This is a genomic window from Bacillus sp. REN3 (genome assembly GCF_017912555.1).
Lineage (GTDB): Bacteria > Bacillota > Bacilli > Bacillales > Cytobacillaceae > Mesobacillus.
Map to the genome: position 1 here is coordinate 96,332 of NZ_JAERSD010000005.1, position 16,629 is coordinate 112,960.

A 16,629-nucleotide genomic window follows, 5' to 3' on the forward strand; every position below is an offset into this window, starting at 1 on the left:
GATGAAAGAGATCGAATTGAAGATGCAGGGGAAAATCAGCCGTTTGACGAACAATACGTTCAAATTTGATGAGAGAATCAGAGATGGCTGGTTTTCTGCTGTATATTTCCTTAAGACACAAGAACTTGTGAAGAAATACCATGAAAATAACATTGTCACGATGCAATTTTTTCAAAAGGATGAAGCGGTGCTCTGCGGGACGGATGAAGTCATCGCGCTGATCCAGACATTTGCTGATAATCCTAAGGAACTGGAAATCTATTCACTCAAGGATGGCGATAAAATCATGCCGTTCGAAACGGTCCTGACGGTTACCGGGCCTTATCAGAATTTCGGTTACCTCGAGGGGATCATCGATGGCATCCTTGCAAGAAGGACGTCTGTTGCAACGAATGTTTATAATGTTGTCAAGGCTGCCAGCTATTCAGGAAAGCAGAAGCCGGTTATTTTCATGGGTGACAGAGACGATCACTATACTACCCAGGCTGGCGATGGTTATGCTGCTTACATCGGCGGCGCCACTGCCCAGGCGACCCATGCGATGAATGAATGGTGGGGCAAACAGGGAATGGGAACGATGCCACATGCATTGGTCCAAGTTTTCAATGGCGATATCGTTGCGGCCACCGAGGCGTACCATGAAACCTTCCCGAATGATGAATTGATTGCCCTTGTCGATTATAACAATGACGCCATCACCGATTCGCTGAAGGTTGCAAGGGCCTTCGGGAAGAAATTGAAGGGAATCCGTGTCGATACTTCACGAACGTTGATTGATCAATATTTCTTACGTAACCAGCACCTACTTGGCACCTTTGACCCGCGGGGCGTGAACGCCGAGTTGATTTTCGCTTTGCGGAAAGCCCTGGACGATGAAGGATTTCGCCATGTGAAAATTGTTGTAAGCGGCGGTTTTAGTGAGCAGAGAATCCTTGAATTCGAAAAGCAAAATGTACCAGTTGATATGTATGGGGTTGGCGGGAGCCTGTTGAAGCTGAAAATCGGCTTCACCGGAGACAATGTCATGCTTAATGGCAAGAATCAGGCCAAATCAGGCCGCAAGTACAGGCCGAATCCGCGTCTGGAAAAAGTTGAGTTATAACATCGGACTTTTATAGGTTGCAATAAAACTCATTTAAGTTTAAACTCCCCATAATAGGGGAAATAGAAGATTTGCGCAGGTTTTCGCCAGGGTCTTGCTTTGTGCGTTATATAAAATAAGTAGTTTCACACTAAAATTGTAAAGAAGATAGATAAAAGAAGATTTGTTCATGCGGCTCGACAGCAAAGTGGCACCATGCCTTGAGCTGTCCTTCCCGCGTGAGCAAAATAGCATATCTGTCATATACTGTGTTACATACAGACGTTGTTGGAGGTTCTTTATATGACTATTTACCATTTTGTAGGTATAAAGGGGTCTGGAATGAGTGCGCTGGCTCAAGTTCTCCATGATATGGACTATCAAGTGCAGGGCTCCGATTACGAAAAGCACTTCTTTACCCAGGTTGCCCTTGAGAGATCCGGAATAAAGATCCTTCCGTTCAATAAGGAAAATATCAAGCCCGGAATGACCATCATTGCCGGGAACGCCTATCCGGACACTCATGAGGAAATCCAGGAGGCAATGAAGCTCGGATTGCCGATTGTAAGGTACCACCGGTTCCTGGGTGATTTCATGCAGAATTTCACAAGCGTCGCGGTGACAGGCGCACATGGGAAAACTTCCACCACTGGATTGATGGCACACGTGATGAGAGGGGCCAAGCCAACCTCCTACCTGATTGGAGATGGGACCGGAAAAGGCGATCGCGATGCTGAATATTTCGTGTTCGAGGCTTGCGAATATCGCCGCCATTTCCTTTCTTATTTTCCTGATTATGCAATCATGACAAATATCGATTTCGACCATCCGGATTATTTTGCGAATATCGAAGATGTTTTTTCTGCATTCCAGGAAATGGCATGGCAAGTGAAAAAGGGCATTTTTGCCTGCGGGGATGACGAACAGCTGCAAAAAATCCAGGCGAAAGTGCCTGTCGTTTTTTACGGATTTGGCGAAGAGAATGATTTCCAGGCAAGGAATGTCGTCAAATCCACCGAGGGTACCACCTTCGATGTTTTTGTCAGGAATACGTTCTATAGTTCATTCTCAATCCCAGCATACGGAGACCATAATGTGTTGAACTCCCTTGCGGTCATTGCGCTTTGCCATTATGAAAACATCGATTCGAAAGTAATCTCTGAACAGCTTCAAACATTCGAAGGAGTAAAGAGGAGATTCACTGAAAAGAAGGTTGCAAACCAGATCATCATTGATGATTATGCGCATCACCCTACGGAAATCAAAGCGACCATTGAAGCAGCCAAGCAAAAATATCCAGATCGGGAAATCATTGCTGTCTTCCAGCCCCACACTTTCACAAGGACCCAGGCATTTTTGCAGGAGTTTGCCGAAAGCCTGAACAAAGCGGATAAAGTCTATTTGTGCGAAATCTTTGGTTCAGCACGTGAAAACCATGGGAAGCTAACGATTGCAGACCTGGAAGAAAAAATAGATAATGCAGAACTGATGGCAGAGCAAGATACCTCTGTCCTAAAAGAACACGAAGACGGTGTCATCCTGTTCATGGGGGCCGGGGATATCCAAAAGTTCCAGGAGGCGTACGAAGAGCAGCTGCAGTCATGAATGAGAATGGGATGCGGATCCAAAAAAACAGGTGAAATAACATACTGAAACACAGTTCGTTTAACACCATAAAAAACAGTTGGAATAAGCAAACAAAACAGAACGCTTGGATTTTCAAGCGTTCTGTTTTGTTTATGCCTTTTTCAATAAAGCTACCTTTCGTTCCTTTGCGATTTGGCCTGCTCATTAGTATGTTATTTCAGTATGTTCCCACACATAAACGAAACATTTAGGATCAGACCCGCCTCCCTTTTTATAATATATGAATGTTAAGTCTTGACCTGGATAATCATGCTGCTCCCACGGAAACTAGCCTAGCCTTCCGATAGTTATGAATTTTTCAGCCGCGTTTCTTGACATGCCCTGGAGTTCGTTGGTTAAGAAGCTGCCAGTTTTGAGGGCGTTGTCTGCAGCCTCTTATTATTTCAGGTTTTCAGGATTCAATCCTTCGAGCTCAGGAATGACGAAGCGGCCGTCCTTCCGGATCAGGACGCCGTCAAAGTGAATTTCCCCGCCGCCATATTCAGGGCGCTGGATGTTGACCATATCCCAGTGGATGTTGGAATGGTTGCCGTTGAAGGCATCATCATAACACTGGCCAGGGGTGAAGTGGAAGCTACCATCGATTTTCTCGTCAAACAAAATATCTTGCATCGGGTGAAGGATGTATGGGTTCACGCCAATGGCGAACTCACCAATGTAACGGGCCCCTTCATCCGTATCAAAAATCTTATTGATCCTCTCGCTGTCATTCGCTTCTGCTTCAATGATTTTTCCGTCCTTGAATGTCAGTTTCACATTTTCAAAAGTGAAGCCCTGATAAGGGGAAGGGGTATTATATGTAATCACGCCGTTAACAGAATCACGCACCGGGGCAGTATACACTTCGCCGTCGGGAATATTCAGTTCACCAGCGCATTTGATTGCCGGAATGTCTTTGATTGAAAAAGTCAAATCCGTCCCCGGGCCAGTAATCCTTACTTTATCCGTGCGATTCATCAGTTCCACAAGGCTATCCATCGCCATGTCCATTTTCCCGTAATCCAGATTGCATACATCGAAGTAGAAATTTTCGAATGCTTCCGTGCTCATTTTGGCCAATTGGGCCATCGCCGGATTCGGGTAGCGAAGGACAACCCATTTTGTTTTCGGGACGCGGATTTCTCTATGGACTTTCTTGCCAACCGTATTGCCATGGATTCTCATTTTATCTGCCGGTACGTCAGCATGCTCATTGATATTGTCGCCAGAGCGGAGGCCGATGTAAGCATCCATTTTGCTCATCACGTTCGCTTCGAAATCTGCCAGCATCTCGAATTGCTCTTCCTGTGCCCCCATTAGCAGGGCGCGGTCTACCTGCTGGTCTTTCAGCGAAACAAACGGATAGCCTCCTGCGGCGTATGCTTCTTTGACCAGCGCGGTAACAAGCTCTCGTTGGAGCCCGAAGTTTTCAATCAGGATTTTTTCGCCTTTTTTCAACTTTACCGAGTAGTTGATTAAATTTTTGGCCAGTGTCTGGATTCGCGGATCTTTCATGATCATCACTCCTAGGAATCTAAAAATTTGACATATATCCATATTGTAACCGAAATGCCTGTGGCATGCAGAAAGTTATTCATTTTTCAAGAAGGAATAAGAGTCTATTATATTGAAATACTTATTGGACAAGACTGGTTTACGTACCTATCTGGGGGGTAAAATGTACATATGCTAAACGGAGGTGTATAGAGTGGAAATTATTTTGTACTTAAGTGTTGCTGTAATAGCAATTGCCTTTTTAGTGCTGGTGGTGGCACTGTCAAAAACATTGAAATCATTGCAAACAACATTGGACAGTGTTTCAGGCACACTTGATGGCCTGGAAAAGCAACTTGACGGAGTGACTCGCGAAACAACCGAGCTCCTGCATAAAACGAACAACTTGGCAGATGACATCTCACGAAAATCCGAAAGCCTTAACAGTGTCATTGTTGCGGTGAAGGATGTAGGGAATTCCGTGCAAAGATTCAACCAAACAATCCATAATGTCCATTCGCTGGTTGACCAGCAAATTGACAGGAACAAGGATAAAATATCCCAGATTGTCCAGTGGAGCAACGTCTTCCTTGAATTAAAGGAAAAATGGAAGTCAAAAAAAACAGTCCAGATTGACCACCAGATGGAAAGCGGGGAAACGGTGGTCAGACAGAAGGAAAAAGCGGAGTATTAATGAAAGGTGGAGATAAATATGCCAGTAAGAGAGCAAAATCATTATGATGCAAAAGGTTCAGTGAGGGAAAACAGCAACTCAAAGGACTTTGTCACAGGAGCGATTGTTGGGGGAATTGCCGGTGCGCTTGCAGCCTTGCTGCTTGCTCCTAAATCCGGAAGAGAGCTGAGAGGAAGCTTGAATGAACAAACTGTCACCCTCAAAGACAAAGGATCCGAGCTTGCGAGTGTCGCAATGGACAAGGCAGGTGCATTAAAAGAAACGGTGACACAGCAGTCTTCCACACTGATCAATAAAGTGAAGGACATGAAAACCCAGCCAAAAGACGAAGCCTCACAAACAGCAGAAGATGGTCTGACTGAAGATGAGCTTCAGGAAATACCAACCTCAATGGCTGAAACAAGCTCGATGAATAATACCAGAACGGCTGCTGGAGATGAAGTCCAGAAAAAGCTTGAAGAAACACAAAAAGCTTTTGACGACACGGAAAGCAAATTGAATCAGTAAGTTTGTCTAATAAACGGTGAAGTGGTAAGATTACTTCACCGTTTATTTTTTTCAAAAGGAGATCAAGTCAATGAAAAAAATCGATTCCATTGAAAAGTTCAATCAGCTGGTGGATTCCGGGGAGACATTTTACATGCTTAAGCATAGCACGACTTGTCCAATCAGCCAGGCAGGATTTGATGAATTCTCAAAGTTTGGGAGAAGCAGCGGTGAACCTTGCTATTTCCTGACAGTCCAGGATTCGAGGAATCTTTCAAACCATATCGAAGAGAAGTTCCATATTAAGCATGAATCACCACAGGCCATCATGTTCGTCAATTCCGATGTAGCCTGGCATGCATCTCATTTCAAAATCACCGCCAAAAGCCTTGACGCGGCCAGGGAAGAAAACTCAAAATAAAATATCAGTTGCGGGATAGCGCACTGAAAGCGGTCTTCCTGGTACCGTAAAATTTAAAAAACCGAGTTCATTCCATCGTTACTGAATGAACTCGGTTTTTTTCCAACAATGCATTCGCTTTTAACAGTATTTGCCCCCAGCAGTTACGGATTGAGTGGCTCTAGGTGGATTGCTGGCTCCAACTGCAGAAACAACTCAAAGGAATAACACGCTGCGTCAAGCGCCCAGAAGGTCCCTGGCCGCAGGTGGAAAGCGAGTCGAAAGCAAGGCTGTTTAGCAAGATTCATAACCTTGAGATGTTTTTCGGTGATATGGATGTTTTGTTCTATCTTTTTCGTAAGCAAGAGGTTTTTAAAATCATATTCTTGTTGGAAAGGGCGTATGTGTGCTGGTATTGAGTACAGCAAAATGCTTTATTGCTTAAAAGCGTTTAATTATTAAAGAAAAATAGCGTGACAATTGAAATTAATTCAGATATAATTACTTTTATTACAAAAAACATTGCTGTCACTGCAAAACTGATTCAGGAAAGAATCTGAAGTATACAGCTGTTGTTGGAAGAGAACGATATTCTTCTTCGAGTGCGATGTTGAGGATTGGGGCTAAAATGATTTCCGAAAGGGTGGGACGGGAAAATGAGCAAGAATCTAGACCAGCTAAGAAACCGTGTGGATGAATTGAACCTGGAGTTATTGTCCTTGATTAATGAAAGGGCGATGGTAGTCCAGGAAATCGGCAAAGCAAAAGAAACTCAGGGCGTATATCGTTATGACCCTGTCCGCGAAAGAGAAATGCTTGATTTGATCAAGGAAAATAATCACGGTCCATTTGAAAATTCGACGATTGAACATATTTTTAAGGAAATTTTCAAAGCGGGTCTCGAAATGCAGTCGGATGACCATCGCAAGGCACTTCTTGTATCGAGAAAGAAAAAGCCTGAGGACACAGTCATTGAGATCAAGGGCGAGAAAATCGGATCAGGGAATCCAAGCTTCGTGTTCGGCCCATGCTCGGTTGAATCGTATGAACAGGTTGCGACCGTTGCGGAAGCAATAAAAGCGAAAGGCTTCAAGCTGCTTAGAGGCGGCGCATTTAAGCCAAGGACTTCGCCATATGATTTCCAGGGACTTGGACTTGAAGGTTTGAAAATTTTAAAAAGAGTCGCCGATGAATATGATTTAGCGGTCATCAGTGAAATCGTCAACCCGGCGGATATAGAGACTGCAGTTGAGTACCTTGATGTCATCCAGATAGGTGCAAGGAATATGCAGAACTTCGAATTGCTCAAGGCGGCAGGTGCAGTGAATAAGCCAATCCTGTTGAAACGGGGGCTTGCGGCAACGATTGAGGAATTCATCAACGCTGCTGAGTACATCATGTCACAGGGAAATGGCCAAATCATTCTTTGTGAGCGCGGAATCCGGACATATGAGCGGGCAACGAGGAATACCCTTGATATATCAGCAGTGCCAATTTTAAAGAAGGAGACACACTTGCCGGTGATGGTCGATGTCACCCATTCCACAGGCAGAAGGGACCTTCTGCTGCCAGCAGCTAAAGCAGCATTGGCAATCGGTGCGGATGGAGTGATGGCTGAGGTGCATCCAGATCCGGCGGTAGCCCTTTCCGACAATGCCCAGCAAATGGACTTGAAGCAATTCGATGAATTTTTGGCAGGCTTGAAATCAACACCCTTTGTAAGGATATAAAATCGGCTTTGAACCTTCCTCTACGGAGGAAGGTTTTTCTGTTACATTGCCATTTTCCGATCCGGACAAGATTTTTACGTAAAAATGTCGAGAAAATGAGCCCTTCAGATTGCGGGATTTGTGTGGATATCGTATGATTAATAACATAATTATACTTGTACAAAAAATCACAAACTAAAATGATTACGGATGCAGCACTTGCTGTAAACTAAAACAATAAATCCCGTTAAAAAGCTGAAGGAGTGGAATAGATGAATATTACTATTTATGATGTGGCCAGGGAAGCCAACGTTTCTATGGCAACGGTTTCACGTGTGGTGAATGGAAATCCGAATGTCAAGCCTGCAACCAGGAAGAAGGTAATGGAGGTTATCGACCGTCTCGGATACCGTCCAAATGCCGTTGCACGCGGGCTTGCGAGCAAGAAGACAACGACTGTAGGGGTCATTATCCCAGATATCTCCAGTCCGTTCTTCGCCGAGCTGGCCAGGGGGATCGAAGATATTGCAACGATGTATAAATACAATATCATCCTCAGCAACTCAGACCAGAACATTGAAAAAGAATTGCACCTTTTGAATACGATGCTTGGGAAACAAGTGGATGGAATCGTGTTCATGGGCGGGAACATTCAAAAAGAACATGTTGAAGAATTCAAAAAGTCACCTGTTCCAATTGTCCTTGCCGGATCCATCGAGGAGTCAGGAGAAATCCCATCAGTCAATATCGATTATGAACAAGCAACATTCGATGCTGTTTCTGAATTTCTTGAAAAAGGGCATAAAGAGATAGCCTTTGTGATTGGACCTTTGCGGGAACCGATCAACAAGGACAAAAAGCTTGCTGGCTACAAGCGCGCCTTGAAAGATGCCGGTATCGAGTACAATGAAGAACTGGTCATCGAGGGGGATTATACGTATGATTCCGGCCTTGAAGCCATCGAAAGGATCATCGAGCTTGATAAGAAGCCAACCGCGATTCTCGTTGGTTCAGATGAAATGGCTCTTGGCGTGGTCCATGGCGCATCTGATGTAGGCTTTAATGTACCGGATGATTTCGAGGTCATTGCATCAGATAATACAAGACTAGCGCTGATGGTCCGTCCACAGCTGACTACTATTGTCCAGCCGTTATATGATATCGGCGCAGTGGCGATGCGCCTGCTGACAAAATACATGAACAAAGAAAATGTCGAAGAAAACATCGTTATCCTGCCGCACAGGATTGAAAGCAGGAAGTCAACGAAGTGAATGTTGAAGAAGGCCGGACAGGTTGCTGTCCAGCCTTTTTATATTGTTTCAGACTTCTTGCTGTTGCGGATTGGGTAGAGTGCTTTCTCGACTGTCTGGGCATTTTTCTCGCTGATTTCCTGTTTTCTAGGAATGGGAGCATAGAGGCCATCCGGGTCGTCCCAGCCAGTCGGGAGCTCAACTGATGTCTCTTCCTTCCAGGCATCCAGCCATGATTGTGGCAAGCTTCCATAACAGTTTGAGTTTTCAGTCATTTCCAGCCAGATCAGTGACCATGCACGCGGAACCACGCGCCAGATGTCATAGCCTCCGCCGCCAACAGCAATCCACTTGCCATCACAGTATTCATGGGCAATTTCATGGGCCAGCCGTGGGATTTCCCTAAAGATGCCCATTGTTGCCGATAAGTGGGTCAGCGGGTCAAAATAATGCGCATCGGCGCCATTTTGTGTAAGAATGACATCTGGCTTGAAGAATTCAGCTACTTCTGTCAGCGCTGTTTTATAAGCGTGTAGCCATGATTCATCCTCAGTGAATGCATCGACAGGCACGTTGAAAGAAAATCCGTAGCCTTTTCCCTGGCCGCGTTCATTCACATTTCCTGTTCCTGGGAACAGGTAGCGTCCAGTTTCATGGATAGACAACGTACAAACATTAGGGTCATCATAGAAAGACCACTGTACGCCATCGCCATGATGGGCATCTGTATCTACATACAAGACTCTCGCGCCATACTTTTCCTGAAGGTATTTGATGGCGACTGAACTGTCGTTATAGATGCAAAAGCCCGATGCCTTGCCTCTAAAGCCATGGTGCAAGCCGCCTCCAAGGTGAAGGGCATGGCGTGCCTTTCCTGTCATGACATAATCGACAGCTGTCAGCGTGCCCCCCACCAGCAGCGCGCTTGCTTCATGCATATTCGGGAAAATGGGCGTATCCTCCGTCCCAAGACCATAGCCCTCAGCAGCATCGCCCTTTAGCTTGCCATGGCCAGCCATCTTCACGGCATTCACATAATTCGGGTCATGGATAAGGAAGAGCTCCTCATCCGTAGCCATTCGCGGAGCGACGATCTGTTTGTCATCTATTGCCTCGATTTTTTTCAGCAAATCCAAAGTAAGCTTCAACCGCATTTGATTGAAAGGATGATGGTTGCTGAATCGGTAATTCAGCAGTTCTTCGGAAAAAACAAAAACAGAGGGGTCGCTCATGATGAAACCCCCGGAAGATTCGGCCACAATACTTGATGTCCGGCTTTCTTCAGATCCTCGATCACCGCGATCGGATTCATGGTCTGAAGCCTTACCACAAGGATTTTGTAACGATCATCCTTTTTATCAGGGTAAACAAGCACGCTCAGTATATTAGCTTTTCTCATGCTGATGACAGTCGCGATTTCACATAGTATCCCTGCCTTATTCGGAACTCTAACTTCGATTTGCGACCCCGGCTGATGGGCTCCAGTCAGTTCAACTAGTGTATGCAGCAAGTCTGTCTCGGTCACGATACCGACGAGCTTCTTATCCTTGATGATCGGCAGGCAGCTAATATTGTGCTCATAAAAGATCGCGGAAATCTCCTCGACGAAGTCAAGAGGATGGCCGGTGATCACTTTAGTAGTCATGATGGATTCAATAGGCCTTTCGAGGGATTCCTTATGCTCGTCCCAGTGGAAGATGGAAGGGGCGGCGTCCTTTATATCGCGGTCTGAAACCAGCCCGATGACGGCATGGTCTTGATCAATGATCGGAATATGCCGTATTTTCTTATCTGCCATCACTTTGATCGCTTTTGCAATCGAGTCTTCAGGAAAAAGCACGGTTACATCCTTTTTCATTATCTCATCAACGATCATATGCTTTCCTCCTTGAATGATAAGCCATCTGTCATGTTGACTGGTGATAGGTTTAATACATGAATCGGTTCATGAAGCGCAGTTGGTCAAATTTCTGGATGGACTCGGTCGGCACTCTTTTCCCGATTCTGGCCATCAGGCAATTTGCCGGGTGAGAACTGATCTCAGGATCATCGGTTGCATACCAGACGAGTCCGCCTGCATTCATCATCTTCTCCATAATCTTCCGATATTCCCAGACATTCAGTCCGGTGCCTTTCAAATCCCAGTGCCAGTAATATTCCGTCGTGATGATAATGTAGTCCTCCATGACATCATCCATCATTGAAACAATCAGCAGATTCTTGCCGACAGAGCAGCCGCGGAACTCGGGTATTACCTCGATCGCCCCAAGTTCGATTAAATCTTCCATTTTGCCTTCGGACCAGCGTTCAAGCGGATCTGGATAAAGGAATGTGACATACCCGACAATCACGTGCCCTGATCGGGCCACGATGATCCTTCCTTCAGGCAGGCCGGCAATTTCAATCAATGCCTTGTGCTGCTGGGCGGGAGGGCGGAAAGCTACCAGGTCTTTATGGAATTCGTAGCTTGCCAATTTTTCGGGAGAAATGGGGCCTTCAATGATTAGACGGCCATGGGGAGTTTTCAGTTCTTTTGCATTATAAGTTTTCTTGTGTTCCATTCGGTCACCACCCGTCAACAATTCAAAACGTCAACTCTATTATACATAAAATGCAGCAAAGAAAAGCGCTTTCACAAAATTTTCTGTTTTATTAAATGGATTTCCAGCTTAGCAGCTGATGGCTGACGAATATTTTAAAAATTGAGAAAAGAAGATTTTTATACTATAATGTATTTTAAATCAAAATTTCAAGGGGGATGGATATATGAAAGTGGAAGCGCTGCCAGTTACACAAGGGGATTATAATTTGAAAAATTACCAGGAGCTTCAAGGCCAGTTTGACTGGAAAGCTGCCGAAAAGGAATTTTCCTGGCATGATACCGGCAGGGTGAATATGGCATATGAAGCAATCGACCGCCATGCGGAAGGCTCCAGGAAAAATAAAATCGCATTGTATTATCAAGATGGGACCCGCAAAGAAAAATATACCTTCAAGGAAATGAAGGAGCTCTCCAATAAAGCGGGAAATGTATTCAAAACATATGCAGACGTCGAAAAAGGGGATCGCGTCTTTATTTTTATGCCACGTTCACCGGAGCTTTATTTTGCCATTCTGGGAGCAATCAAGCTTGGTGCGATTGTCGGCCCTTTGTTCGAAGCCTTTATGGAGGGCGCGGTTCGGGACAGGCTTGAAGATAGCGGAGCGAAAGTGCTGGTTACGACCCCTGAGCTTCTCGAAAGGGTGCCTGCCGACCAGCTTCCGGAATTGAAGCATATCCTTCTCGTAGGTGATAACCTTGAGGACAGAGAGGAATACATCGACTTCAAGAAGAAACTTGCCGAAGCAAGCAACAAGCTTGATATCGAATGGGTAGAGCGCACAGATGGATTGATTCTCCATTATACATCCGGTTCGACTGGAAGGCCGAAAGGTGTCCTCCATGTCCATAATGCGATGATTCAGCAATACATGACAGCTAAATGGGTCCTTGATCTGAAAGAAGACGATGTCTATTGGTGCACAGCTGATCCAGGCTGGGTTACAGGAACGGCCTACGGGATTTTCGCTCCATGGCTGACGGGAACTTCCAATGTCGTCATTGGCGGTCGATTCAATCCTGAGACATGGTACAAGATGATCGCAGATTACGGAGTAACTGTTTGGTATAGTGCACCAACGGCATTCAGGATGCTGATGGGCGCAGGCGATGAAATCGTGAAGAAATTCGACCTTAGCTCACTTCGCCACATTCTTAGCGTAGGCGAGCCGCTGAATCCTGAGGTTGTCCGCTGGGGCATGAAGGTGTTCAACCTGCGAATTCATGACACTTGGTGGATGACAGAGACCGGTGCACAGCTGATTTGCAACTATCCGTGCCTTGAGATCAAGCCTGGTTCAATGGGCAAGCCAATTCCAGGAGTAAAAGCAGCGATTGTAGATGACCAGGGCAATGAGCTGCCTCCTTACAGAATGGGGAACCTGGCGATCAAGAAAGGCTGGCCGGCGATGATGCATGCCATCTGGAACAATCCGCAAAAATATGAATCTTATTTCATGCCTGGAGACTGGTATGTTTCCGGGGATTCAGCTTACATGGATGAAGACGGCTATTTCTGGTTCCAGGGAAGAGTCGATGATGTTATCATGACTTCCGGCGAGCGCGTCGGTCCGTTCGAAGTCGAAAGCAAGCTGGTAGAGCATCCGGCAGTAGCTGAGGCGGGTGTCATTGGAAAGCCTGACCCAGTACGCGGGGAAATCATCAAAGCGTTCATTGCTTTACGGGATGGCTACGAGCAATCGGACGAGTTGATTGAGGAAATCCGTCAATTCGTTAAAAAAGGCTTGGCAGCCCACGCAGCACCGCGGGAAATTGAGTTCCGCGATAAACTGCCAAAGACACGAAGCGGTAAAATCATGCGCCGTGTCCTTAAAGCATGGGAACTTGATCTTCCTACAGGAGACCTGTCAACAATGGAAGAATAATAGAAGATTGGAAAAAGAGCGCAAACGTTGAAAATTTGTGCTCTTTTTCCATGAATAGGGTATTCTTAATTCAGTCATTGATGAACCATTCCACGTGGGGAGAGCTGGACCTTTTCTTTTTCATGGATAGTGTTTAAAAAAGGAAACCGCATCCTCGTTGATGCGGTTTCCTTTCTTATGATAAATTATGTTTCGTTTTGTTCTCCATCCCCATTTGTGCCGCCGTCACCAGGAGGCGGGTCCTGTGGTTTGGGGTTTTGTGGCTTAGGGTCCGATGGCGGATCCTTAGGCTTCGGGTCTGTTGTCTTCGGTTTATCCGGCTTTTGCCCATCTTTTTTTGGATCTTCAGCAGGCTTTCCAATCTGGATGACATTAGATGGAGCCGATTCCTTTCCGGCAATGTCAACGGCGGTTACATGGTAAGAACCATTTCCTCCTTTGAAGGATAAAGCCGCTCCCGCTTTGATGCTGCCGACTTTTTTATTGCCGCTATAGATCCTGTAGCCAATTACATCTTTTTCAGGGTGTTTGCCCCACGTAATCGTATTACCGGATACCTTGATGCCAGGAGCTGCAGGTGTCTTCCCATTCTCTGTCAGCTTATCATCGGCAGCAAGGATTTTCCCCCACCTGTCTTTGTTCGGGATTAGCTGGGCCGGGTTCCTGATTTTATGTCCAATGATGCTTTCCATGTATTTAGGATTCAGGATTACCCCGGTTTCCGCAAATTCAGCAGGTGTTGAATCAAGTGCGAGGTAGCGCTTGTCGCCCACATAAACGAACTTGCTTTCAACCAGGCTGTCATCCACCTTTGTCGGTGCGTATTTTGCGATGAAGTAATCCGACTCTACAAGGCCAGCCTTGGAACATGCGCTCGAGGGCAGCAGCCCTGAAACAGCGCAAAAGGAACGTTTGACGATTCCGCCAGGCATTTTGAAGCGCTCAGCAGGATCGATTAGGTTAGGATTGACATCATACGCGTCGTTCACTAGATCCGCCCAGATGTATTGGGTTCTCACTCCGTATGAAAGACCTCTGTAATGTCTTTCAAGGGCTTTATTGTGGTCATATCCGAGCCACACGCCAACTGATATGTTTGGATTTGTGGCTACGAACCAGGAATCATAGTAATCATGTCCTGTCCCTGTTTTTCCAGCCCAGTCCGAACTGAACTTCAGCCTGCCTTTTACTGCGGTTGCCGTTCCGCGGTTAATGACGTCACGCATCATATCGATCGTTAAGTACGCTGTTTGCGGACTAAAGACATCGACAGGTTCAGATTTATGCTGGAATAGGACATTGCCCTCTTTATCCACGATTTTCTCAATCAAATAGGCATCGATGAATTTGCCCCCATTGGCGAATGTGCCGAATGCATTGGTGTTCTCCTCAACTGTGACCCCTCCATCAAGTGATCCAATAGAAGTAGATAAGTTCGAGTAATCAACTTTCTTGAGATTCGAGAATCCCATCTTATCCAGGAAGGTTGCGGGTTGCTGGCCAAGGATATTTTTATAGGCAAGAACGGCAGGCACATTATAGGATTTTGTCAGCGCATGTCTCGCCGTTGTCAGTCCGCTGTATCGCATGTCGTAATTGTGCGGCCATGGTTTTCTTGGGCCGTACAGGAAAACCTCGACATCAGGCAAAACGGTACCAGGATGCAGTTTCCCAAGTTCCATGGCTGGTGCATAGACAAGCAATGGTTTCATGGTCGAACCATTTTGCCTTTTTGAATCTGTTGCATGGTTGACCTGGATCCGGTCAAAGTCGCGTCCGCCGACGAAGCTGAGGATCTTTCCTGTCTTATTTTCAATCATGACCGATCCGATTTCGACAGGCTCATTGATGACGATCGTCTGTCCAGGATTGTCCGGGTCAGGTACTACCTGCGGTTTGTCGCTTCCATAGTAGGCGTATTTTTTAGCCGTTTGTTGCTGCTTATCGTATATTTTTTTGTTGATCGTAGAATAAATTTTATAACCGTTCTGCCTAAGGTCCCGATCGGCAAGCGCGAGATACTCTTGTTTCAATACGCTGTCCTTTTCGTAATCCTCTACTTCATAGCCATCGCGCTTTGCAAGGATTTTCGCGAGGATTGTGACTGCCCGTTTCTCGATTTCGAAAGTAAGGAATGGGTATTCCTCAACGGTGTTATCACTTGGGACTTCTTTGACGAAATCCTTGGTGATGTCATAGTTGATCGCTTCCTTGTATTCTTTATCCGTGATGAACCCTGCGCCATGCATTCGTGCCAATACGGTTTTTTGCCTGGTGAGCCCCGGTTCGAGGCCTTTCGGGTCCTTCATAGCGCCGTTGTTGCTGCTGAATGGCGTATAGCCAAATGGGCTCTGAGGAAGGCCGGCGATAAATGCAGCCTGTGGCAGTGTTAGGTCTTTGGCGTCTTTGCCGAAAATGCCTTTTGACGCCGCCTGGACGCCTGCTATATTGCTGCCATTCGCATTCCGGCCAAAGGTGGCGACATTCAAATACGCCTCCAGGATCTCTTTTTTGTCAAAGAATTTCTCCAGCCGCAGGGCCAGGAGAATCTCTTTTGCTTTCCGCTCGAAAGAAATTTCATCCGTCAGAATCTGATTCTTGATGAGCTGCTGTGTCAGCGTGCTCCCCCCTGAGGATGTCGCAGAATTCGTGACCTCTTGGAAAAGCGCGCGCATGATGGCTTTTGGTACGACACCATCATGCTCATAGAAATATTCATCTTCAGTAGCTACGACGGCGTTCATCAGATGCTTGGACACATCTTCAAGCTTAACTTCTTCACGGTAGAGGTCCGTCCTGAGTTTGCCAAGATAAACATTGTCAGCAAAATATAAATCAGAAGTTTCCTCATAGTTGTATATATCTTTCTTCATGCTTTCGTATGGTCTTACTGGTTCATCCTTCACGAGAGACGCAAAATATCCTGCCCCAACGCCACCTGCAAACCCGGCTCCGAGGATCGTGATGATGATCAGTATCAGCACCATGTTCCAGAGAACCTGGTAGGTAATCCTTGCTCCTTTTACGGTTCGTTTATTAGTAAAAAAAGCACCCAAGGATTGCAATCTTTTTTTCCAAGGCTGTTTTTCTTCTTGCATCCATATCATTCCCCCTAAAATCACATACATTATAGCATAAACATGCAAACCGGAATCTTGGAATCCTGAATTTTTCTGAAATTTCATATCGATATTTGACAATTTACATACCTATATGGTAAAAGTATAATATTAACTTAATAGCAGAAAGCTGTGAAGGGAACCAGTAGTTCTTTTGTCACTGTACCAGAAAGCCGGCGGCCGCTGCGAGCCGGCACATACAAAAGGATGAATTACCTCCCTGAGCGCCGATGGCGAACTGGATTTACATAGTAGCATCGGACGGTTTAACCGTTACCTTATTTG

The 16,629-nt window shown here is 45.8% G+C and carries 13 protein-coding genes and 1 other annotated feature (1 of these 14 running past the window's edge); of the genes, 8 read left to right on the plus strand and 5 right to left on the minus strand.

Annotated elements, in window-relative coordinates:
- The first annotated feature begins 1 nt into the window (after position 1).
- On the plus strand, positions 2–1,102 hold the full coding sequence (locus JJQ88_RS06325; protein ID WP_210364887.1) for a nicotinate phosphoribosyltransferase: 1,101 nt from the start codon (positions 2–4) through the stop codon (positions 1,100–1,102).
- A 282-nt stretch (positions 1,103–1,384) separates the two neighbouring features.
- On the plus strand, positions 1,385–2,686 hold the full coding sequence (gene murC / locus JJQ88_RS06330; RefSeq protein WP_210364888.1) for a UDP-N-acetylmuramate--L-alanine ligase: 1,302 nt from the start codon (positions 1,385–1,387) through the stop codon (positions 2,684–2,686).
- Between the two features lie 420 nt (positions 2,687–3,106).
- Here the strand turns inward: murC and JJQ88_RS06335 are convergent, their stop codons facing one another.
- Positions 3,107–4,222: an aminopeptidase gene (locus JJQ88_RS06335; protein WP_210364889.1), complete on the minus strand. Its 1,116-nt coding sequence runs from the start codon at positions 4,220–4,222 to the stop codon at positions 3,107–3,109.
- Positions 4,223–4,415: 193 nt separating this feature from the next.
- Between JJQ88_RS06335 and JJQ88_RS06340 the strand changes: the two genes are divergently transcribed.
- The 5 genes from JJQ88_RS06340 (at position 4,416) to ccpA (ending at position 8,761) form a co-directional block, all read left to right on the plus strand.
- On the plus strand, positions 4,416–4,895 hold the full coding sequence (locus JJQ88_RS06340; protein WP_210364890.1) for a DUF948 domain-containing protein: 480 nt from the start codon (positions 4,416–4,418) through the stop codon (positions 4,893–4,895).
- Between the two features lie 18 nt (positions 4,896–4,913).
- Positions 4,914–5,402: a YtxH domain-containing protein gene (locus JJQ88_RS06345; RefSeq protein WP_210364891.1), complete on the plus strand. Its 489-nt coding sequence runs from the start codon at positions 4,914–4,916 to the stop codon at positions 5,400–5,402.
- A gap of 70 nt (positions 5,403–5,472) precedes the next feature.
- On the plus strand, positions 5,473–5,802 hold the full coding sequence (gene ytxJ, locus JJQ88_RS06350; protein ID WP_210364892.1) for a bacillithiol system redox-active protein YtxJ: 330 nt from the start codon (positions 5,473–5,475) through the stop codon (positions 5,800–5,802).
- 635 nt (positions 5,803–6,437) lie between these two features.
- A complete protein-coding gene (locus JJQ88_RS06355) occupies positions 6,438–7,511 on the plus strand; it encodes a bifunctional 3-deoxy-7-phosphoheptulonate synthase/chorismate mutase (protein ID WP_210364893.1) in 1,074 nt (357 codons plus the stop codon).
- A 251-nt stretch (positions 7,512–7,762) separates the two neighbouring features.
- A complete protein-coding gene (gene ccpA / locus JJQ88_RS06360; protein ID WP_210364894.1) occupies positions 7,763–8,761 on the plus strand; it encodes a catabolite control protein A in 999 nt (332 codons plus the stop codon).
- A 38-nt stretch (positions 8,762–8,799) separates the two neighbouring features.
- On the opposite strand, the gene JJQ88_RS06365 is transcribed toward ccpA, so the two are convergent.
- Genes JJQ88_RS06365 through JJQ88_RS06375 form a run of 3 tightly spaced genes read right to left on the minus strand, consistent with a single transcriptional unit; the run spans position 8,800 to position 11,301 of the window.
- A complete protein-coding gene (locus JJQ88_RS06365) occupies positions 8,800–9,972 on the minus strand; it encodes an acetoin utilization protein AcuC (protein ID WP_210364895.1) in 1,173 nt (390 codons plus the stop codon).
- On the minus strand, positions 9,969–10,616 hold the full coding sequence (locus tag JJQ88_RS06370; RefSeq protein WP_210364896.1) for an acetoin utilization AcuB family protein: 648 nt from the start codon (positions 10,614–10,616) through the stop codon (positions 9,969–9,971). Before JJQ88_RS06370 ends, JJQ88_RS06365 begins: the two co-directional genes overlap by 4 nt.
- A gap of 52 nt (positions 10,617–10,668) precedes the next feature.
- Positions 10,669–11,301, minus strand: coding sequence for a GNAT family N-acetyltransferase (locus tag JJQ88_RS06375; protein ID WP_210364897.1), 633 nt, complete (start codon positions 11,299–11,301; stop codon positions 10,669–10,671).
- A gap of 205 nt (positions 11,302–11,506) precedes the next feature.
- Between JJQ88_RS06375 and acsA the strand changes: the two genes are divergently transcribed.
- On the plus strand, positions 11,507–13,225 hold the full coding sequence (gene acsA / locus JJQ88_RS06380) for an acetate--CoA ligase (RefSeq protein ID WP_210364898.1): 1,719 nt from the start codon (positions 11,507–11,509) through the stop codon (positions 13,223–13,225).
- Between the two features lie 185 nt (positions 13,226–13,410).
- Here acsA and JJQ88_RS06385 read toward each other — a convergent pair whose 3' ends face one another.
- Positions 13,411–16,323 carry a transglycosylase domain-containing protein gene (locus tag JJQ88_RS06385; protein WP_210364899.1) on the minus strand — a complete coding sequence of 971 codons (2,913 nt, stop codon included), beginning with the start codon at positions 16,321–16,323 and terminating at the stop codon, positions 13,411–13,413.
- A gap of 144 nt (positions 16,324–16,467) precedes the next feature.
- Positions 16,468–16,629 (plus strand) — a binding site (T-box leader) (it continues 58 nt past the right edge of the window).